At 70.1% G+C, this 18,722-nt stretch carries 19 protein-coding genes and 2 pseudogenes; 13 read left to right on the top strand and 8 right to left on the bottom strand.

The window, feature by feature from the left end; genetic code table 11:
- Nucleotides 1–99: 99 nt before the first annotated feature.
- Together rpmF and arfB are read left to right on the top strand one after the other, a co-directional pair.
- Nucleotides 100–276: a 50S ribosomal protein L32 gene (gene rpmF / locus ABZ479_RS32845; RefSeq protein WP_500464950.1), complete on the top strand. Its 177-nt coding sequence runs from the start codon at nucleotides 100–102 to the stop codon at nucleotides 274–276.
- Between the two features lie 182 nt (nucleotides 277–458).
- The gene (gene arfB / locus ABZ479_RS32840; RefSeq protein ID WP_500464976.1) at nucleotides 459–890 is read left to right on the top strand and encodes an alternative ribosome rescue aminoacyl-tRNA hydrolase ArfB; all 432 of its coding nucleotides are present in this window, start codon (nucleotides 459–461) and stop codon (nucleotides 888–890) included.
- Between the two features lie 78 nt (nucleotides 891–968).
- Here arfB and ABZ479_RS32835 read toward each other — a convergent pair whose 3' ends face one another.
- The 5 genes and pseudogenes from ABZ479_RS32835 to ABZ479_RS32815 form a co-directional block, all read right to left on the bottom strand.
- A complete protein-coding gene (locus tag ABZ479_RS32835; protein WP_500464975.1) occupies nucleotides 969–1,214 on the bottom strand; it encodes a DUF2283 domain-containing protein in 246 nt (81 codons plus the stop codon).
- A 99-nt stretch (nucleotides 1,215–1,313) separates the two neighbouring features.
- A pseudogene (locus tag ABZ479_RS32830) lies at nucleotides 1,314–1,523 on the bottom strand (IS5/IS1182 family transposase); the annotation flags it as partial.
- A gap of 34 nt (nucleotides 1,524–1,557) precedes the next feature.
- Entirely contained in the window at nucleotides 1,558–2,301 is a 744-nt protein-coding gene (locus tag ABZ479_RS32825; RefSeq protein WP_500464949.1) for a GNAT family N-acetyltransferase, read from the bottom strand.
- Nucleotides 2,302–2,522: 221 nt separating this feature from the next.
- Nucleotides 2,523–3,365, bottom strand: coding sequence for a GNAT family N-acetyltransferase (locus ABZ479_RS32820; RefSeq protein ID WP_500464948.1), 843 nt, complete (start codon nucleotides 3,363–3,365; stop codon nucleotides 2,523–2,525).
- 1,276 nt (nucleotides 3,366–4,641) lie between these two features.
- Nucleotides 4,642–5,187 (bottom strand): hypothetical protein, encoded by a 546-nt coding sequence (locus ABZ479_RS32815; RefSeq protein ID WP_500464947.1) that lies wholly within the window; start codon nucleotides 5,185–5,187, stop codon nucleotides 4,642–4,644.
- A gap of 362 nt (nucleotides 5,188–5,549) precedes the next feature.
- On the opposite strand from ABZ479_RS32815, the gene ABZ479_RS32810 reads away from it, so the two are divergent.
- Nucleotides 5,550–6,902, top strand: coding sequence for a helix-turn-helix domain-containing protein (locus tag ABZ479_RS32810; protein ID WP_500464946.1), 1,353 nt, complete (start codon nucleotides 5,550–5,552; stop codon nucleotides 6,900–6,902).
- Between the two features lie 832 nt (nucleotides 6,903–7,734).
- On the opposite strand, the gene ABZ479_RS32805 is transcribed toward ABZ479_RS32810, so the two are convergent.
- Complete coding sequence (locus ABZ479_RS32805) at nucleotides 7,735–8,859, bottom strand: transthyretin-like family protein (protein ID WP_500464945.1); 1,125 nt, start codon at nucleotides 8,857–8,859, stop codon at nucleotides 7,735–7,737.
- Between the two features lie 361 nt (nucleotides 8,860–9,220).
- Here ABZ479_RS32805 and ABZ479_RS32800 point away from each other — a divergent pair.
- Nucleotides 9,221–9,475 (top strand): annotated as a pseudogene (locus ABZ479_RS32800) (hypothetical protein); the annotation flags it as partial.
- Between the two features lie 37 nt (nucleotides 9,476–9,512).
- Here ABZ479_RS32800 and ABZ479_RS32795 read toward each other — a convergent pair.
- The gene (locus ABZ479_RS32795; RefSeq protein WP_500464944.1) at nucleotides 9,513–10,352 is read right to left on the bottom strand and encodes an SMI1/KNR4 family protein; all 840 of its coding nucleotides are present in this window, start codon (nucleotides 10,350–10,352) and stop codon (nucleotides 9,513–9,515) included.
- A 144-nt stretch (nucleotides 10,353–10,496) separates the two neighbouring features.
- On the opposite strand from ABZ479_RS32795, the gene ABZ479_RS32790 reads away from it, so the two are divergent.
- The 9 genes from ABZ479_RS32790 to ABZ479_RS32750 all read left to right on the top strand — a co-directional run bounded on the left by ABZ479_RS32790 (nucleotide 10,497) and on the right by ABZ479_RS32750 (nucleotide 16,933).
- Nucleotides 10,497–10,715 carry a hypothetical protein gene (locus ABZ479_RS32790; RefSeq protein ID WP_499605833.1) on the top strand — a complete coding sequence of 73 codons (219 nt, stop codon included), beginning with the start codon at nucleotides 10,497–10,499 and terminating at the stop codon, nucleotides 10,713–10,715.
- Nucleotides 10,699–11,070 carry a fic family toxin-antitoxin system, toxin component gene (locus ABZ479_RS32785; RefSeq protein WP_500464943.1) on the top strand — a complete coding sequence of 124 codons (372 nt, stop codon included), beginning with the start codon at nucleotides 10,699–10,701 and terminating at the stop codon, nucleotides 11,068–11,070. Before ABZ479_RS32790 ends, ABZ479_RS32785 begins: the two co-directional genes overlap by 17 nt.
- Before the next feature lie 183 nt (nucleotides 11,071–11,253).
- A complete protein-coding gene (locus ABZ479_RS32780; protein WP_499605836.1) occupies nucleotides 11,254–11,445 on the top strand; it encodes a hypothetical protein in 192 nt (63 codons plus the stop codon).
- A gap of 147 nt (nucleotides 11,446–11,592) precedes the next feature.
- Entirely contained in the window at nucleotides 11,593–12,030 is a 438-nt protein-coding gene (locus ABZ479_RS32775) for a hypothetical protein (RefSeq protein WP_500464942.1), read from the top strand.
- Nucleotides 12,031–12,341: 311 nt separating this feature from the next.
- Nucleotides 12,342–12,971 (top strand): cysteine hydrolase family protein, encoded by a 630-nt coding sequence (locus ABZ479_RS32770; RefSeq protein WP_500464941.1) that lies wholly within the window; start codon nucleotides 12,342–12,344, stop codon nucleotides 12,969–12,971.
- Nucleotides 12,972–13,007: 36 nt separating this feature from the next.
- Complete coding sequence (locus tag ABZ479_RS32765; RefSeq protein WP_500464940.1) at nucleotides 13,008–15,251, top strand: FUSC family protein; 2,244 nt, start codon at nucleotides 13,008–13,010, stop codon at nucleotides 15,249–15,251.
- Nucleotides 15,252–15,440: 189 nt separating this feature from the next.
- The gene (locus ABZ479_RS32760) at nucleotides 15,441–15,809 is read left to right on the top strand and encodes a GNAT family N-acetyltransferase (RefSeq protein ID WP_500464939.1); all 369 of its coding nucleotides are present in this window, start codon (nucleotides 15,441–15,443) and stop codon (nucleotides 15,807–15,809) included.
- A 255-nt stretch (nucleotides 15,810–16,064) separates the two neighbouring features.
- On the top strand, nucleotides 16,065–16,370 hold the full coding sequence (locus tag ABZ479_RS32755) for a DUF427 domain-containing protein (protein WP_500464938.1): 306 nt from the start codon (nucleotides 16,065–16,067) through the stop codon (nucleotides 16,368–16,370).
- A gap of 89 nt (nucleotides 16,371–16,459) precedes the next feature.
- Nucleotides 16,460–16,933 carry a GNAT family N-acetyltransferase gene (locus ABZ479_RS32750; protein WP_500464937.1) on the top strand — a complete coding sequence of 158 codons (474 nt, stop codon included), beginning with the start codon at nucleotides 16,460–16,462 and terminating at the stop codon, nucleotides 16,931–16,933.
- A gap of 72 nt (nucleotides 16,934–17,005) precedes the next feature.
- Here the strand turns inward: ABZ479_RS32750 and pdxR are convergent, their stop codons facing one another.
- Nucleotides 17,006–18,403, bottom strand: a complete 1,398-nt coding sequence (gene pdxR, locus ABZ479_RS32745; protein ID WP_500464936.1) for a MocR-like pyridoxine biosynthesis transcription factor PdxR — start codon at nucleotides 18,401–18,403, stop codon at nucleotides 17,006–17,008.
- Nucleotides 18,404–18,722 lie beyond the last annotated feature (319 nt).

The raw sequence follows: 18,722 nt of genomic DNA, 5'->3' as shown, positions 1-18,722 counted from the left end.
GTCGTACCGCACCCCTCGACGCGTCTCCCCACGGCCCGTGGTCGGTTGTCCCGTCAGCGCCGCCGGCGTCCACAACCCTTCACGAAAGGCCCTCAGGCCATGCAGCACCGCACTTCACGTTCCCGGGCCCGTCACCGTCGTGCCCACTGGAAAGCCGCCTTGCCGGTACTCGCACCCTGCACGAATCCCGAGTGCGCCAAGCCCACCCCACCGCACCAGGCTTGCCGGCACTGCGGCTTCTACCGCGGGCGAGAGGTCTATCGCCCGACGGACTGATCGCCCATGACATGTCCGGATCCTGGGTGGACGCCGTGCCCTCGACGGCGTCCACCCCACCGCCTGACCTGGTCACCGCATCGGTCGGGGTTTCCGGGGTGGTGGCCTTCCTTTCACCCGGTGGTCCGATCCGCGGCGGGAAAACGAATGACGAGAAGGCTGGAAAGAACGGCTACGGATACATGACCAGACATGCTTATGCCATCCGCGGATCGGTGTTTCTTCCGGAAGACGAACTTGTCTGGAGGTTCTCTCATTCCTCAGGCCCGGGGGGAGCGCACGTCAACTGCAGCGACACGAAGGTGGAACTGCGCTTCGACCTCGCCAGGACTGAGGCGCTCCCACCGGAGTGGAAGGCTCTGGCCCTGGAGCGACTCGCGGGCAGGCTCATCAACGGGGTGATATCGGTGCGCTCGCAGGAGCAACGTTCTCAATGGCGCAACCGGGAGACCGCAGCCAAGAGGCTCGCGGCCCTGCTCACGGTGGCGACGGCCCCGCCACCACCACCGCGCCGGACGGTGAAGGTACCGGCGGAGGTCAATGAGCGCCGACTGCTGCAGAAGAAGCGACGCGGGGCGACGAAGCGCGGCCGCGCAGGAAGCGACTGGATCTGACGCGTCCTCCGGAAGCTGCTGTGGCCCGACCTGCCGCCATTCGCGCCGCGGTCTCCGCCAGGGCGGGTACCAGCCTGTTCAGGAGCCTTCGGCGTCCAGTCGCTCCGCGGACTGGAGCAGGTACGCGGGCAGTTTCGAACTGGCTGCCAGTACCTCGATGCCAATGAGGCGGCCCTGCTCGTCGAAGTCGAGGTTGATCATGCCGTCGACGTCCACCGGATCGCAGGGATACATGCGTGCGGACTTCACGCGCACCCGCGGTTCGGTGAGGTACACGTAGGCTGCGTCCACGGTCTTGTCGTAGGTCACTCTGACGTCTGCCACGCGAGGGGCTCCCTTGCTGTCGCTTACTGGCGGCGCTGTCCTGGACGAGGGCTCCAGGCCGCACCCTGCGCAGGCTGACGGGGCGAGGCGTACGGCCAGGACGGCCAGGACGGCCCTGACGATGCCGGTGATGTGGGTGGCGCTGCAACGGAGTTCACGAAGGAGCCGCCAACTCTCCGGGGCGGCGTCGGCCCGCTCGCCGACGGCGCGGACCTTGGCACGGGAGGAGGTCACCGCCTGCTTGCCGGTTGGGCGCGTGCTCCATTGGCCCCGATAGGGCACCCGGATCGTCCCCGGTGCTGCCTGATACCACTGTTGCTCTTCCGTACAGGGGCACGTCACGCTAAACGGGACAGGTGAAGAGGCGGTACTGCGAAACCTCGGCGAAGCCGAATCGCCGGTACAGCGGTTCGCCGGCCGGGCTCGCGGCAAGTGCTGCCAGCCGCATTCCACGATCCTGTCCCACCCGGAGCGCTGCCGCGGTCAACGCCGTGCCGATGCCGAGTCGGCGGTGCGTCTCGGCCACATGGACGATGAAGATTCCCGCCACGTCGTGGGCCGTGATCACCACGGTCGTCCCGACGACACGGTCCTCGAGGACCGCCGCCAGGCGGACGATGTCCGCGTTGTCCCGACGTTGTGACTCGATCCGAACGATGTCGGACTCGAGGCCCGGGGCGACACCCATCGAGGCGCTGTAGGTGCGGACCAGCTCCCGCAAGCGGTCGTCACCGGTCACCACTTCGATCCGCAGGCCGGGCGACGGTTCCACTGGCTCCACCACCTGGTCGAGCGGTCTGACCATCACCGGGATCGTGGTGAACTCCTCCGCGCCGTGCTCGGCCAGGGCCGCCGACGTGCCCGCAGGGCTGTCCGGGCCGACCCACCACCACCAGGGCACTCCGGCGAGGTGCTCTCGCGCGGTGGCGGTGATCTGCTCGACCTTGTCCCAGGAGCGCACCCTCACCACTCCGTTGAACTGCGGTTGCGCCAGCCCACTGCGGAACCAGTCGATGTCGCTGTCACTGGGTTCCGCCACGCCCCATCCGGTCAAGTACTGGCGGAAGTTCGCGGTCACGTCGGCCATGCTCCCGGGATGCCAAAGGTCATGCGGTTCGCGCTTGCCCGGCAATGCCCCCGCCACAGACGGTTCGCCGGCTCCGCTTGATACGTTCGTCATGGGTGCTACCTCTGCTTGTCGGGCCGGTTTCACAGGCACGCTTTTCCCACCGTGTGATCCAGCCGTCGGGTCGTTGTCTCCGCGCCCGGCCATTGCCTGCGGCCGTCGACGGCGCAGGATCTGCGGTGTCAGGACAGCACGATGCGGAAGTCCGAGACGGTGCGGTATCCGACGCGTCGGTACACGCTGTTGCTCGTCGGATTGGCGAGGTCGGTGAAGAGGAGCACGTGCTCCGCACCGGCGTCACGCGCCGCTTGGGAGACGGCTGCGGTAACAGCGGCGCCGTAGCCCCGGCCGCGTTGTTCCGGCAACGTGTAGACGGGGGTGAGGCGAGCCGCGCCGGCCACCACCGACGTCATGGCGGCCATGGCCACCGGTTCGTCCCCCAACGTCCACAACCGCCAGCCGCCCCGGCTCAGCCGCTCGTCGATGAATGCGTCGAGATCGGCCCCGAGCGAGCCGGCTTCGGTGACGAAGCGGGTACACCAGTCGTGGAGGAGTGCCCGGTCGTCGTCGGTGGCCGTCCGCGGTGCCCCCGGTGGTGCGAGGGCAGGGCGCACAAGCCCGTCAAGACGGTAGAGGCGCAGGTGAGGCCCGCTCTTCGGCGGGGAGCCGGTGGTCGTCTGCCACGCTTCGGAGAAGGCACGGGCCGAGGAGTCGTCGGCCACGAGTTGTGTGAACGGCTGGGCCCCGGTGGACAGGACACGGGCCAGGTGTGCGGCCGCGTCCTGGGACAGACGGCTCGCAGCCAGCAGGTGCGGGGGCATCCACACGAACGCGGCCGTCGTCGCCGTCCCGTCCGGTTCGCGCCACCAGCCCAGCACCGTGGGCGGGGTCTTGCCCTCGGACCGCAGTCGCTCGATCGTGTCGAGACCGGACAGCAGCATGGTGTGCCAGTCGGGCCGGGCGGCGAGAAACGCCCCCGCCTCGGAACGAAACACTTCAGGTTCGTGCGTGATGAACCAGGTCACGAGAATCTGTCTCCTGCTCGCCCGGGGCGCGGTGAAAACGCACCAGGCTTCAGCGGCGGTTGGGGCTCCCAGCCACAGCACGTGCGGCCGACGAGCCGGATGGGGGCGGTCGACGTCAGGTTTTGGACCAAACCCGGGCCCGAGCCGGTGGACGGGGTCAGGAGGGAATGGCGATGGCCGATGTGGAGACGAACACGGCACCTTCGTGCATCTTGCCTTCGTCGACGTATCCCAAGGAATTGGGTCCGTGATTTCGCTCAATGGGATCGAGGATCACTCTAGTTCACGGTGCGCAGCACACGGATCGTCTTCTTGCCCGCCCGTGCAAGGATTCGTCCGCCGACTTGCCTTGCCGTGCAACATATTCCGCGCTGTTCAACCACGACCTACTGTGGCGGCCCGTCAGCTCTTCCGGCGGCCGGCTCGGCTTCTTGGGCGGTGGTGGGGCGGCGGCCGGGTGGGAACGGTTCGTGATCGCCCGTGAGAGTCGGGTGGGCCATGGCGGTGACCGCGGACCAGCCGGTGACAGTGGCGGGTGCGGTGCGGTGCGGTGCGGTGCGGTGGCGTGCGGTGCGGGGTCCGGTGGTGCCGGTGCGACGGACTGGCCTGGAGCCGCCGGACCACCGGAGGATCACGGAGAGCCATCCAGCCCGTGCCGGCGAAGGCCGGGGGAGTGCGGTCGAAGGTCAGACGCCTGGCAGCGCGGGGCCGACTGACCGAGCAGACTCCGGAAATGTTCAGCGTCCACAGGAACATCCGCTGCCTGGCCTCACCGCATGCCCCCGCACAGCACCTCTGGTGCCGGACGGAAGGGCTGACGGGTCCACCCATGATCCGCGTCACTCCGCCGGCACGGGAGAGTCTGCCCCGGCCTCGGGCCCGGCTGCACCGCATCATCCGGGACGCACCCGGCGCGCGGTGAGCCGGACACGTCCCGACATGCGAGACGGCCATCACCACCTGCCTGGGTGGCCCGGGCAATGCGGCACTGCCGACCGCATTGCCCGCACGGGCATCGAGTCCTTTACCAGGGTCGGCCGGCACCGCGAGTGGTCACCTGGGCGGCGTCACGTGGCGGGCGGCGTCCCCGAGGGCCGTGACGAGGGTCTTCGCGGCTCCGTCACGCTTACTTCGGGTAGCGAAACCGATGCCCCTGGTCGCGGCGAAGGCGGTCCGGTGATGCCCCGCGGACGGCCTTGGCCGGCAGGGCGAGGTCACCATGGTTCCCGGCTGCGGCCCTGCCGGCGGTCCGCTCGTGGGCGGTCGTGCTCCGCCGTCAGCGGGCGCTCGTGGTCTCGATGTCGACGATGTGGTCGTACCGCTCCACCAGCACGTAGAGCTTGATCTTCTGCGTCGTCTCCCCGCTGCCGAAGGTCAGGGTGACGATGACCTCACGGCTGTGTCCCACGGCGCCGTTGTCGGTCACCTTCCACTGCGCCGGGACGTTCTGGGCGCGCAGGACGCCGTCCGCCCCGTTCTCCTCCTCCCAGGCCTCCAGCCGCAGGGCGAAGTCCGCCGTCAGGTAGTGCTTGCGCAGGGCCGTGGCCAGCGCGGCGTCCGGGTCCGTGTAGTCGCCCTTGGCGTCGATGTACGCGCCGTAGAAGTCGGCGACCCGGGTCACCACGTGGCCGGGCGTGCCGGTGACCGACTGCACCGCGGCGGTGGACGCCTTCGCGGGGGCGTGGACGGCGGCCTGTGCCGACGCGGCCGGCTTGCCACTGGTCCCGCTCGGGGTCTGGGCGGTGGCCTGGATGGTGGCGCCGAGCCCGAGTGCGGTGGCGAGGACGCCGGCGGTCACGGCGGTGCGGGTCTTGCTGTTCATGTCGGTTCTCCCTTTACGAGTGATCGAGCGGTGTGACTGTGCTGGGGTCGTCGGTGCCGGCCACGTGTCCGCCCCGTGTCGGCAGGGCACGTCGTACGCGGCGCGGCGGCGGCCGGGCCCTGCTGCGCCGCGCAGGACGTCACGTCCTTGGTGCAGCCGTGCTTTTGGGCATGGGTGTCCCCGTGAGTGCCGTGGTTGCGGTGAGTGCATGAGCCGCAGCCGCCGCCCGGCCGTCCGGCCCTGGCGGGGTGCGATACGAAGAGCATCGACGGTCACCGGAGTGCGGTGCAATGACCCGCGCCCGTCTGGCGACGGTGGAACCATCCCGGCCCATCTGACGTGCAGGGATATGGGTGCCTGGGATGCAGGACCAACGGTCGGACGACGGGGGAGCGGTGTCGATGCGCGACGACGGCGAGGAGTTCGCGGCGCTGTTGCGCCGGCTGAAGGACCGCACGGACCGCAGCTACGCCTCTTTGGCACGCCGCGTCAACATGAACACCTCCACGTTGCACCGGTACTGCGCGGGCGAAGCGGTACCGCAGGACTTCGCACCCGTGGAGCGGCTCGCGGCCTTCTGCGGGGCGGGACCGCAGGAGCGGCTCGACTTGCACCGCCTGTGGCTGTCGGCGACGGCCGCTCGGCAGGACGGGCGTACCGCCGGGTCAGCGAAGGCGGCGGCACCGGCTCCGGACGGGGACGGGGACGGGGACGGGGGCGGCGACGGGACGTGCGTCGAGGAGGGCAGCCGCGCGGAGCAGCCGGGGGACGGCCCGGACCCGGACGAGCCCGCTCCCCGTCCTTGGCACCGCCGACGGGTCCTGGCGTCCCTCGCCGGCGCCTGCGTGCTGGTCGCCGCTGTGAGCACCACCTCCGCCCTGTCGGGCAGGCACTCCTCCGAGGCGGACACCTCCCGCAGCGCGGGCTCGCGGACGACCGCCCCCGGGGCACCCCACCGCTCGGCGACGCCGGCCACCGCATTCCCCTCCCCTTCCGGGAGCGCCGCGTCGCCCGGCCGTCGTGGCAAGGTCCCCGTCCCGTCCGCCACCGGCAGCGGTCCTACCTCAGCCGCGAAGCAGAGCACCGGCCTGCCCCTCACCTGGAGCGCCGACTCCCTGGTCTGGGACAAGGGCTGCGGCCACGACTACGTCATCGCCAAGCCGTCCGCACAGGTACCCGCGCCGCCGGTGGAGCAGGACGCCCGGGCGTGGGCGGCGACGCAGGGCGCGGTGGACGGGCGGCAGACGAGGGTGCAGATCTCGGTGCAGGGGCGCTCGTCCACGGCCGTGGTGCTTGAGGCGCTCCACGTCCGCATCGTCAGCCGCGGCCACCCGGCCGCCGGGAGCGCGTACGCCATGGGCCAGGGCTGCGGGAGCGACCTCACGCCCCGCCGTTTCACCGTGGACCTCGACGTCGACCGCCCGGTCACGCGCCCGAAGGACGGCGCCGACGCCGATCACGTCATCCCGGCCGCGCACTTCCCGTACCGCGTCTCCGCCGGGGACCCGGAGGTGCTGCTGGTCGACGCGACGACACAGACCCACGACGCCCGCTGGTACCTGGAACTCGACTGGTCCTCCCAGGGCCGCACCGGCACGATCCGCATCGACGACCGCGGCCACCCGTTCCGCACCACCGGCATCACGGCCGTGCCGCACTACTGGTACGGCACCAACGACGCGGGGGAGCGCGCCTGGGTCCCCTACAGCACCTGATGCAGTGGTCGCATGCTGCACGTCGCTCCGCAGACAGCAGCGATCGGACCCGTAGACCGCCGAGGGCATGTCACTGCGTGCCCACCTGGCGCGCTTGGCCGACTCTCTCCTCACCCCCCGCTGGAGTGGGCCGAGCATGCTGAGGCCGCTCGCGCCTGCTGAACGCGTGGAACGGCCGCGCCGCCACAGCCCCGCCGAGCAGGACAGCCTGGTACCGAGCCCGACGGCGCCCGTCGGCCCGCGGAGCGCATCAAGGCCCTGCCATTGCCGTTGTCGACCTCGACCTGCTCACCGCCCTGCTCCGCCCGAGGGCCCACTCGGGCGTCCGCCCCGCCGGCTACGGGTGGCTCATACGAACCGGCCGCAACCTCGCGAGTACGCCGCGCACACCCGCAACAGAGCCGACCGAGGTCTTCCAAGAAGCCGAGCAGCCTTGGCACACGTCGTCAGGAGCCGGGGCGGGCGAGCGTACGCACGCCCCACCCTGTGAGACAGGTCAGCGCCGGCAGGGCCCGGAGCGTGCTGCAGTTGCCCGGCCGTGTGCTTGCGGCCGGGCAACTGGCAGCTTCTCGTGACGTACATCAGCGTCCACGTGTTGCGACGACTCCTGAAACCCGTTCACCGTCCGGTGGGACAGATCGTGCGCGCCGTCCTGGACGACACCATCACGGCCGGCGCCAAGCGTACGTCTGTGAGCCCTCCGCTGCTCGCAGGCGATGCCCCGTCAGTCCATCTCGTGCAGAGATGTGCTCAGTTCCTCCGGGGGCCCCGGAGCGGCCCCGGACGACGGAGCCGAATCGCACTACGGGCCTGTGCGCCCGTGTGGGCGGTGTCAGGCACGCGCCTGGTTCCGGTGCCTTCGCCACCACATCAGGCCTGCGCCGGAGCCCAGGAGAAGCAGGGCGAGACCGGCGGCGAGCCCGGCCTCGGTCCCGGTGCCGGCCAGGTCACCGCCGGTGGAGCCGTCCGGCGGGTCCATGGGAACCGGGGTGGTGGTCGCCGAGTCCGTTGCCGACGGCTGCGAGGTCGGGGAGTGGGTGGGCCCGGCTGTGGCGGTGGGGGTGTGCGTCGGCTTCGGCGTGCCGCCGCCGGTGCCGATCTTCACCGGCAGCGTGTGTTCCGCGCCGCTGATGTAGTAGTCGTGGGGAGCCGAGAAGATCACGAAGTCCCGGTCGTACGACTTGATCTTGGCGCTGACGGTGAAGTTGCCCTGGCCGTCCGTGGTCGTCTGTGCGTTGTACTGGTTCTCGTAGTAGGTGCGCAGGAACACCCGCGTGCCGGCGACCGGCCCGTGTCCGGCCGGCCAGCTCACCCTGCCCGTGACCGTCAGTGTGTCACCCGCGCGCACCGTGTTCTTGCTGACCTTGTAGGTCAGCGTGCTGGTGACGGGCGAGGTGTTGACCGTGGCGTCGGCGTAGACGACGTCATGGTCCGAGGGGTCCTCTGCTGGGTCGTAAGTGGCGTAGAACTCCACCTGGTCGAGCGGGGACAGCAGGACGCTGTTCTTGTCCAGCCAGCGGTCGGCCGCAACGTTGGCGAGTGTGAACCGTCCGCTGTCGTCGGTGTGCAGGGTGCCGAGGCTGCGGCTCTCGCTCTCGACGGGGTTGATGGGGTCGCCCCAGGGGTTCCAGGTCGCGTACATCACGCCCTGCCCGACGGAGATCGCAGCATCAGCCACGGGCGATCCGTCGGACCGCGTCAGGGTGCCGGACAGGTCGACCTTGCGCTGCCCGAATTCGGTGTGGTCGGGCGCCGCGGACAGGCTGAGCCGGTAGGAGGCAGCGACTGGTGCCGTGGTGGGCGATGAGGTGTTGGTGGGCGCCGTGGTGGACGCGTTGGGCGAGGAGGGTGTGGCGGGCGGGGTCGGCGTCGCGTGGGCGGGCGCCGAAACGCCGGCTATCAGGAGGGCCAGCAGGGCGGTTGCGGTCGAGCGGCCCGCCGTCGGGCGTGAGCTCACGTGAACTCCTTGGATCCAGGGTCGGGTTGTGGGACGGGACGAGCCGGAGGATCGGTCGTCCCGGTGCAGGTTGGACCCTTGAAGGACCGGCGGTGGTTGTATCGGATGGTGGGGAAAGCCAACTGCACACGCGCTGTTCAACCACAGGACTCCTGTGTGTCGCGTGGAATGCGTACGTCCGGGGCTGTGTGGCCGGGGGTACGCTCACGGACGGCTGCCCCCCTGCACCCGCGTGGAGTACCCATTGCGGTGGTGCTGGACCTCTGACTCCTGACTGGTGCGACCAGCAGGAGCAGCGGACATGTTGGTGCCGGTGGTGTCCCACCCGCTGGTGCCCACCAGGCGGCGGCACCGGCTCCGGAGGGTATCCGCGCCGCCGGTGGAGCAGGACGCCCGGGCGTGGGCGGCGACGCAGGGCGCGGTGGACGGGCGGCAGACGAGGGTGCAGATCTCGGTACAGGGGCGCTCGGACACGGCCGTGGTGCTTGAGGCGCTCCACGTCCGCATCGTCAGCCGCGGCCACCCGTTCCGCACCACCGGCATCACGGCCGTGCCGCACTACTGGTACGGCACCGACGACGCGGGGGAGCGCGCCTGGGTCCTCTACAGCGCGTAGTGTCGCGACCGCCCAGAGGTCCACCTTCGAGGCCCGCTCAGGTCCTCATGGGTCGCCCAGGGTGTGTCGTGGTGGAGAGCACGTCGCAGCCCATCCGTCGGACCGCGTCCAGGAGGATCGAGCGGACCTGGTCCTCGTCCGCGTGCGGGAAGGCGACCCGGATCCGGTGCCCGCGGGCCGTCTCGTAGGTGAGCCTCCAGCCGTGGGCTGTGGCGGCGAAATGGTCCTGCCGCCGATCTCCTCTGGCGTACCCCCCTCGATCGGCGGTCGGAGCGAGCGCCTCGCGCAAGATCTGCAAGCGCTCGGGGTACGGCAGTTCGCCGTCGGTCAGCTTGATGGAGACGTGCTGGAGATCGCGGAACGGCTCGAACCACGGTGCGGTGCCGTACGTGTTGTCGGAGAAGACCGTGGTCGTGAGCCGACCGCTCAGCCAGCGCACGAGGAACTCGACCGCACCCACCCCGTGGGCGTCGTAATGCCACCCGCGTGGGTTCCATACGACGACGGTCCAATCGTCCGGCTGTCCTTCGGTCACCCAGCAGAGGCGGTCGCCGTTGTCGGTTCCGCCCCACTCGAGCAGCCCGCCGGGCTCCGGGTAGTAGCGGTAGGCGTTCTCGTCCGGGTGCTGATCACGGAAGGCGCGCTCACCGTCGAGGAGCCGTCGGGCGGACCGGACCAGCAGGTCACGGGTGCCGAACGGGGTCAGCGGGGTGATGAAGTCGACGAACTTACCCAGCCCGTAGTGCTCGATGAGCGCCTTGAAATCGGAGGGGAGCGCCAAACCGAGGGCGGCTTCGACCTGATGCCAGTCCCCGGTTGCGTCGACGGGGTCCGGGGGTGGCGCGACCAGGCGCACGAGGTGGTCGATCGGCGTCATGGCCGAGAGGTTATCGAGCGCCGGGAAGGTCGACTGCCAACGCCTGCCGATCGGGCAGCAGCCCGTCCTTCCCAGGCCGGAACAACACTCGCACATGGTGGGAACCACTATCCATCAGCGGCTAGCGAGAGCTAGCATCGCTGCATGGCCAAGACACAGCTGAACGTCCGCCTGGACGAGGACACGGTGGAGGCGGCCCGCCAGGCGGCGGGCAACCGTCACATGTCCTTGCAGGAGTACATCGAGCACCTGGTGCGGTCCGACACCGATCCCATCCGGAACACGTTCCTCGCGTCCGCGACGAACGTGATCGAGGAGTTCGGGGACCTCATCGAGGAGCACGTGCGTGAGCCTCGCGGTTGACCTCAGCTGGATCCTGAGCGTCGCGGCTCAGGCGGGGGAAAACGATCCGGCCCCGGACGACTTCGGGGTGCCCCTGTCGGCGGTGGAGCGGCACAAGGCCCAGCTGTTCGAGCGGGACGTCTACGACGGGCCGGTGGCGCGCGCGGCCGCGCTGGCGCACTCGCTCGGGCGGCTGCGATGGCTGGAGCGGTCCAACATGACGGTCGCCGTGGCGGTGACCGTGGCGTATCTGCAGGCCGCCGGCCGCCAGGTGAAACCGACCTGGGACGAGGTGCGGGCCCTGGTCGACGAGCTGCGCGACGAGGCGTGCACGGTACAGAGCGTCGCGGCGGTGCTGCGCGCCTGGCCGGCTTGACGTGGCCCTGAGGAGGACCCCGGCCCGAGAGAAGGCCGGGGTTCTCTGCCTTTTGTCGTGATGCGCAGCGACGTCCACGGGGGAGCCGTCGGGGCCGGAGCGCCTTCGGGAACCGGCAGCTCGTGAGGCGCGTCCGCCAGATGACGGGTCGGCGGGACCCTCTGTTCACGGAGAAGGAGAGACATGGTCGTTCTGGTGCTGCTCGGCGTGCTGGCGCTCGTCGTCGGCGGGTGCGTATGCGTGGTGTGGGCGGAGCGCGGCGGGCCCCGCTGGGTCCGCGTCGTTTCGACCGTGACGCTTGCCGCGGGCGAGTTGCTCCGCCGATCGGAAAGGAGCCGGCGCCGGAGCATGAGTCAGGCAGGCGGCGACGACTAGGAATCCCCGGACGCGACCCCGGGACCGCGGTCGTACCACCGTCGGCCCGGACACGTGGAGCGACCAGCCTTCTCGGCCCTGTATGCCCCTTGGCAGGAAGTGACCCACTGAGGGCCATCGTCGGTGGCGGATGTCAGAATCCGTGGCGTGCCGGACGCCGACTACTTCTCTGCCGCCGATGATGAGTCCGCCGTTGCCGTGATCGAGGCCGGCGGCCCGTCGCGTGCCGGGCTGGACGTGATCTTCCTCAAGGACATCGATCCGGTCGATGCCATCGCCCAGGTCGAGGCGGTGATGACCGGCTGCGGTCACCAAGAGGCGAGCCGGCGCCCGAGAGTGGGGCAGTTGCTGTCCTCTGAGGACCTCGACAGTCCGTTCGTCCTGACCGTGTCGGACACGCTGTGCGATGCCCTGGTCTCCGCCTCCGAGGATGAGGTCGTGGCCGCGGCCGAGGCTTGGTCCGGGGCCGGCGGAGTCGTCGGCCTCGATGCGGCGACGGCAGCGGTGGTCCTGGAGGCCCTGGTAGGCCTGGCCCGGCGGGCTCGCGCCGCGGACCTGCGCCTCTACTGCTGGTGGACGTTGTGACAAGTCACGCCCGTCCGGCCCGGTAGCACACGCCCTTCCCACGCGCCCCCCGAGGAACGTCCGTCGCCCTTCCTGAGACCATGACGCGGCTTGGCGCAGGCCCGTGCCGGACGTGAGGGTGCGGACGCGGTGGCGCCGTCCGCCGCCTGCCCGTGGCCGGCCGTTCGACGCGCTCTGCGGTCGGACGGGGCGCATCGTGGAAATCGCGGGTCCGTGGTCCGGGGTCCGTGGTCCGGGGTCCGTGGTTCCGGGATCCGTGGTTCCGGGATCCGGGGTCCGGCGATCGATGACCTCTGCGCTGGAGGTTGATCATGGCGAGCAGCTATGAACGCGGCCGAGTGGGACTGCTTCTCATCGACCTCGTCAACGAGAACTTCGCGAGGGACGGCAAGGCCTATGCCATCTACGCGCCGGAATACGAGAGGCTGGGCACGATCGACGCCCTGGCCAGACTCATCGACGGGGTGCGACGGCACAAGGACGTGCCCGTCTTCTACTCGACGACCGCGTTCACCGGCGAGGACTACTCGACGTGGAAACACGTCTGCGGGGTGCACCGCGCGATGTTCGACCGCCGGATGTTCGAGGCCGGGACCTGGAACACCGACTTCTACGAGGATCTGGCACCCCGGCCGGGTGACGTGGTCCTCGCCCCGCACAAGGGCCTCGACGTCCTCCTTCACACCGACCTCGAGTTCCTGTTGCGCAAGCGCGGCGTCGAGTACCTGGCGATCGCCGGCGTCTCCGGGATCATGGCCGTGGAGTCGACTGCCCGCACCGCGATGGAGCGCGCCTTCCACGTCACGACGTTCACCGACGCGATCGCCGCTCCCGGTGGCCTGGTCACGTACCAGGCGATGATGCGCGGCCTGAACATGATCTCGCACAGTGTGGTCGGCGTCGACGAGTTCGTGTCCGCGCTCGACACCCTGGGCCCGTGACCTCCCACCATCCGCGCGATGAGGAGGGCAGCCAGGATGCATCGGGCCCGTACGGCCTTCGCGGATGTCCGGGACCGGTTCGCGGCATCCGACCCCGGACTGATCCGGCTGGTGTCCGCGCTGAGTACGGTCTGCGCGGTGCTGCTGACGCTCGGTGTCCTCGCGGCCCTGCACGCCCCCGTTCCGGTCCTGGTGACGGGTGCCCTGACCGCGATCGTCAGCACGGTGGCGGTCACCGAGTCCCGGCCGCACGACCAGGCGCTGACCCTGGCGGCCGGAGTACCCGTCACACTGGCGACCATGGCGGTCGGCAGTGCGCTGACGCCGTACCGGATCGCGGCCGACGTGGTGTTCGTGCTGTTGATCTTCTCCGCCATCTACATCCGGCGGCTGGGCCGGCGCGCGACCACGTTGGGCATCTTCGCCTTCCAGCTCTTCTTCGTGACCCAGTTCGCCGAAACCCGCGTGGAGCAGCTGCCGCAGCTGTCCCTGGCGGTTCTGGTGGCCTTCGGCAGCTGCGCTCTGGTCCGGTTCGTCGTCCTGCGGACGCCGCTGGAGCGTACGTGGGCACGGCTGCTGCGGTCCTTCCGGCTGCGTCTGGTGCTGGTGCTCGACGCGCTGATCGAGGTGGCCGAGGGAGGACCGCGGGCTCCACGGGCCGAGCGGACGGTCGACGATCTGCGCCGGTACGTGGCCCGCCTGCACACGGCCGCGTTGATGATCCAGACCCGGCTCGGAACCGGAACGCCCGACGAGCGCACCGCCGGCGCGATCCAGCGACGCGTCGCGGAAGCGGAGACGGCCGTGGAACGGCTGGCCGTCCTCGTATTGCGGGTCCTGTGGCCGGCTGCCGGTGTCGACAGCCTCACCCCCCATTTGACGAAGCTCCGGCGTTCCGGACCGCCCGACGACCCCCGCGACGCGATGACGCTTCCCGTACTGGTTTCGGAGCTGCGCGCACTGCGCACGGTGATCGGCCCGGACCGGCTCCGGCCGCCGGGCACCGATCTTGAGACGCGCGACCGGCTGCTCGGCTACCGCGACGACGAGGACCTGCCCGAGGCGTCCCCGGCGATGCTGGACGTCTTCCGCTCCGCCGGGGACTTCGCCGGCGCCCTCTTCGGCCTGCGCCAGGCACTCGAAGGGGACACCCCGACATCGCAGGGCACCCCCGAGGCCGCACCCTCGCGAGAGAAACCGGCGGCTGAGCACCCCGGCCCGCCGGAGGACAGCGCGCCCCTGCGGGACGGCCCCCGTATCCGGCCCACCACGAGGACGGCGCTGCAGGTCGCGACCGGGTCGGCCCTGGCCGTCGTCGGTGGTGAACTGCTGTCGCCGCAACGCTGGTACTGGGCGGTGTTCACGTGCTGGGTGGTCTTCATCAGCACCACCTCCACCGGCGAGATCCTGTTCAGGGGATACCGGCGGCTGGTCGGCACGGTGGTGGGCGTCGTCGCCGGACTCGCGCTCGCCGCCCTGATCGGCGACGACCCTGTGCTGGCCTTCACCTTCGCGATCCTCAGCGTGTTCGGCATGTACTACACGACCGCGGTGTCCTACACGCTGATGTCCTTCTTCGTCACCACCATGATCGGCATGCTGTACTCGCTGCTCCACGCCCTCACCCCGGGTGTGCTGATCGTGCGGATCGAGGAGACCGCACTCGGGATCGCCTGCGGGCTGGCCGCCGCTCTGCTCGTACTGCCGGTGCGGACCGGGGAACGCACGGACCAGTTGCTGCGGGACGCACTGGAGCGCCTGCGCGCGGTGCTCTCCCAGTCGCTGGCGCAGCTGAGCGGCGAGCCGGGCCGGGATCTCCTCGGTCAGGCCCGTGCGCTGGATTCGGCTGTGGACAGCCTGCGCCTGTCGGTGCAGCCGCTGATCACCCCGCTCAGCCCGTTGCGTGCCCGGCGGCGCGACGCGCTCCGCGTGCTGGGGCTGCTGGAGACGGTGGCCCTTCACACGCGCAGCCTGGCCGTCACGGTGGAAGCGATGCCGCCGAGCGTGCGCATCGGCACCGATCCGGGCCTCGTGCACGAGGCCGGCCGGATCGACCGCAACCTGGCGGCCCTGATCGGCCGGGTCGCCGCCCGAGGCGAGGACCGCACCCCCCTCGAGCGCGGTCGCGGCGTTCCCACCGAGCTCGCGGTGGGTCCCGGCGGTGCGCGTGCCGTGGACGTCCACGTGACGCGCCGTGTGCTCCGGCACCTGCGACACGTGGACGAGAGCATCCAGAACCTCGGTCGGACCCTTGACCTGCCCGTCCGCGAGACCGCCTGACGCGGGCGCCGCGGTGGCCGGTAGGGCGGGCCGTAGCACGCTGCTGCCGGTACTCAACGTCGGCATGTGAAGGGACTGTATAGTCCAACTAACCGTAAATCTCGCTGGGAGATGGCGGCATGCCGGACCATAGAGTCCAATGTTTCTTGTTCACATACTCGGCGTGACGACAGTTGGAGAGGTGCAGCGATGAGCAGCGAAGAGCACGTGCCGGCGGCTGAGCAGCTGATCGACAACATCGAACTGGGCCGCTTCGAGCTCTGCCGTGACGGCGAGCTGGCCGGCTGGCTCTACTACACCCACTTGAAGCCCAACCGGTACGCGCTCCGGCACACCGAGGTCGAGGCGAGTCATCAGCACCAGGGTGTGGGGGGCGTGCTGGTGGGGCGGGTGTTCGACGAGGTTCGCGCCCGCGGAGGCACGATCACCGCGATCTGCCCCTTCGTGGTCGACTACCTCTCGCAGACGACCGCCCATGCCGATCTGGTCGACGCCCGCCACCCGGGCTACTCCGATCGTGCCACTGCCGAGGCGGCGCTGACAGCGGCCGGCGGTTGAGACGATCAGGCCAGGTGAAACGGTGCGCGGCCGGCCAATACCGATGAGCGCACACTGGTAAGAGGCGGGGTGCGCCCGACGCCAACCTCCGGCCGTATGCGCGAGCCGGCTGACCGCACCGACGTGACGTCCCAGGAGGGCGCCCGTCGCAACCGGTGAACGGACCGGGAAAGCCGGCGCGCAACAGATGGTGCTCTCGGGCGGACCCGAGGGCGGATCAGGCCCAGTCAAAGGGATCGACGAGGGGAAAGACCGATGAAGGCAGTGGTTGGGGAGACCGTCGTGGCAGAGGCCGAGAGTGAGGCGGTCATCCGCATCGAGGGGAACGTCTACTTCCCTCCGGACTCGATCGCGGCCGGCGCGCTCCGCGAGAGCCCGACCCCCTACACCTGCCCGTGGAAGGGGCGGGCGCAGTATCACGACGTCGTGGCCGGTGAGACCGAGGTTCGGGACGGGGCCTGGTCCTACCCGGACATCAAGGAGTCGGCGGTGAGCCGTGTCGGTCGCGACTTCAGCGGTTACGTCGCCTTCGACGCACGCCAGGTCCGGATCGAGGTCTGAGACGGTCACCGATCGCACCCGGCAGCACAGATGAAGGTCGAAACGCATGAAGATCGGCCACGCGGTGGTCCACAACGGAAAGTGTGACAATGACGTTCGATTTCGAGGCCGAGGCGTCCGCCCGTGAAGAGAACAACGCCGCGCTCATCGCTGCGTTCGACGAGGCACGTCCGGGCGAGGCGGAGTCCCGCTGGGTGCTCGACGTCCTCAACGACGCGGAGCACGGCCGTTGGATCGCCGCGCTCGGCGATGTGGGGATCGCCGAACTCTCGTACCGGTTCGTGGGCGGCCGCGTGGTGCTGTTGACGACCTGGGTCGACCCTGCCTACCGCAAGAACCGGGTGGCCACGGAGCTCATCTCTCGTGTGCTGGACGAGATCCGCGAGAGCGGGAAGAAGATCACCGTCATCTGCCCGGTGGTGGGTGAGTTCATCGACCGCAACCGCGAGTACGCCGACCTGATCGACGAGGTCCATCCCGGCGCCGGCGCCTACCCCGAGCACCAGCCCGTGAAAGACCGTCACGAATGCGAGATCACCGCGATCGAGCACGACTTGGCGTAGCTCATCGGTATCCCGGACACGGGTCACTCGTCACGGGAACGGGCGTGAGGGGGCTCCGCACTCACCGAGGGATCAGTCCGAGTGCCGGGAAAGGATCCCCACGAGCGCCGAGAGTGCCTGAGGCCACGCGGCGTCGGTGGGCACCCCGTATCCCACGACGAGGGCATCGGCCAGGGCGTTCGGGGACCGTTCGTGGCGGTATCGCGACAGGCCGGTCACCGCGACGCCCTGCCGGGCAGCCTCCTGAAGGACCCGCTGCTCGGCTCCGGGTGGCAGACGCAGCACGGTGTGCAGGCCGGCCGCCGCTCCCATGACACGCACCCTTGGGGCATGCTGGGCCAGGGCCGTCACGAGAGTCTCCCGTCGGTCGCGGTAGCGCCGGCGGACAGCGCGTACGTGACGGTCGTAGGCGCCGGAGGTGAGGAATTCCGCCATCGTCAGCTGGCTGAGCACTTCGCACGAGTCGATCTGCCCCTTGGCCGCCACGGCTTCCGCAGCGAGCGCGGGAGGCATCGCCATCCACCCCAGCCGCAGGCCGGGAGCCAGGGTCTTGCCGGCGGCGCCCAGGTAGACCACGCAGTCGGGGTCGAGTCCCTGGAGCGCGCCGACGGACTGGCGGTCGAAGCGGAACTCACCGTCGTCGTCGTTCTCCAGGACCAGCCCGCCGGTTCGTTCGGCCCAGTCCACGACGGCTGTCCGGCGATCGCCCCGCAGCGCCGTGCCGACGGGGAACGGGTGTGCCGGGGTGAGCAGCACCGCGTCCGTGCCCGCCGGCGGTACCGGGTTCGTCCCGTGGGCGTCGAAGGGAAGCGGCCGGGTCTCCAGCCCGGCCGCCGCGAGCAGGTCCCAGTACCGGGGCAGGCCGTAGGACTCGACGCCGACGTTCGATGCCCCGCGACCGGTCATCACTCGGCTCAGGATCTGAAGGCCGTGAGAGACGCCGGCGCAGATCAGTATGTGCTCCGGGCTCACGGACACGCCGCGGGTTCGAGCGAGGTGCTCCGCGAGTGCGGCCCGTAGTTCCGGCCGGCCGCGGGGGTCGCCGTAGCCGAGCGCGTCGTCGGGGGCGGCGGCCAGGGCACGGCGTGCGGCCTTCAGCCACGCCGCGCGAGGAAAGGCGGAGAGGTCGGGGTTACCCGGGATCAGGTCGTGACGAGGGCTGTCGGACGGATCGACGGCCGGGCGCGCCACGACCGGCCGGGTGACCATCCTGTCGGCAACCACCGTGCCCGAGCCCCTCCGGGCGGTGAGCCATCCCTCCGCGACGAGGTCGGCATAGGCGTCGGCCACCGGGTTGCGGGCGAGTCCGAGGTCGCCCGCGAGCCGGCGGGAGGAGGGCAGTCGTGTTCCTGGCGCCAGGCGGCCGGTGCGGACAGCTTCGCGTACACCTTCGACCACCGAACGGCGCACACCTCGTCCCGCTCGTATCGCACCAGGGGCGATACCCGAAGCAGCCCAGAACACCGACATGGGCGTGCGCAGTGCTTGCGAACCGCGGTGGTCGTCACGGGCCGGCATCACGAGCGGGCAGAGCCACTGATCGGTGCGGTCGTGCCGACGAGCCCAACTGGCATGGTTTCGGGTTCCCTTCGGGGATGTGCGCGATGGGCTCTCCGTCGCCCCGTGGAGCACCACGCGACGTCGATGTGCGAGCGGGAAGGCCTACCGGATCGCGGGTGCAACTGTCTTATGTGCGTCGATCCGTCGTGCCGTCTTACCGGCATCACGCTGTCGCAGTTGTTCCTCGCAGCCCTCACGCCTGTGGATCAGCGTGGCAAGACGTCGAGCG

The sequence above is a fragment of the Streptomyces sp. NPDC005722 genome (assembly GCF_040630935.1).
GTDB lineage: Bacteria > Actinomycetota > Actinomycetes > Streptomycetales > Streptomycetaceae > Actinacidiphila.
The sequence above is the reverse complement of the archived record's forward strand: the minus strand, read 5'-3'. Positions and strand labels throughout refer to the sequence as shown.

Bases quoted from the DNA above. Each gene is read 5' to 3' on its own strand.
- rpmF (WP_500464950.1), top strand. From the start codon at position 100: ATGCAGCACCGCACTTCACGTTCCCGGGCCCGTCACCGTCGTGCCCAC.
- arfB (WP_500464976.1), top strand. From the start codon at position 459: ATGACCAGACATGCTTATGCCATCCGCGGATCGGTGTTTCTTCCGGAA.
- ABZ479_RS32825 (WP_500464949.1), bottom strand. From the start codon at position 2,301: ATGGCCGACGTGACCGCGAACTTCCGCCAGTACTTGACCGGATGGGGC.
- ABZ479_RS32815 (WP_500464947.1), bottom strand. From the start codon at position 5,187: ATGAACAGCAAGACCCGCACCGCCGTGACCGCCGGCGTCCTCGCCACC.
- ABZ479_RS32810 (WP_500464946.1), top strand. From the start codon at position 5,550: ATGCAGGACCAACGGTCGGACGACGGGGGAGCGGTGTCGATGCGCGAC.
- ABZ479_RS32795 (WP_500464944.1), bottom strand. From the start codon at position 10,352: ATGACGCCGATCGACCACCTCGTGCGCCTGGTCGCGCCACCCCCGGAC.
- ABZ479_RS32790 (WP_499605833.1), top strand. From the start codon at position 10,497: ATGGCCAAGACACAGCTGAACGTCCGCCTGGACGAGGACACGGTGGAG.
- ABZ479_RS32780 (WP_499605836.1), top strand. From the start codon at position 11,254: ATGGTCGTTCTGGTGCTGCTCGGCGTGCTGGCGCTCGTCGTCGGCGGG.
- ABZ479_RS32770 (WP_500464941.1), top strand. From the start codon at position 12,342: ATGGCGAGCAGCTATGAACGCGGCCGAGTGGGACTGCTTCTCATCGAC.
- ABZ479_RS32765 (WP_500464940.1), top strand. From the start codon at position 13,008: ATGCATCGGGCCCGTACGGCCTTCGCGGATGTCCGGGACCGGTTCGCG.
- ABZ479_RS32760 (WP_500464939.1), top strand. From the start codon at position 15,441: ATGAGCAGCGAAGAGCACGTGCCGGCGGCTGAGCAGCTGATCGACAAC.
- ABZ479_RS32755 (WP_500464938.1), top strand. From the start codon at position 16,065: ATGAAGGCAGTGGTTGGGGAGACCGTCGTGGCAGAGGCCGAGAGTGAG.
- ABZ479_RS32750 (WP_500464937.1), top strand. From the start codon at position 16,460: ATGACGTTCGATTTCGAGGCCGAGGCGTCCGCCCGTGAAGAGAACAAC.
- pdxR (WP_500464936.1), bottom strand. From the start codon at position 18,403: ATGTCGGTGTTCTGGGCTGCTTCGGGTATCGCCCCTGGTGCGATACGA.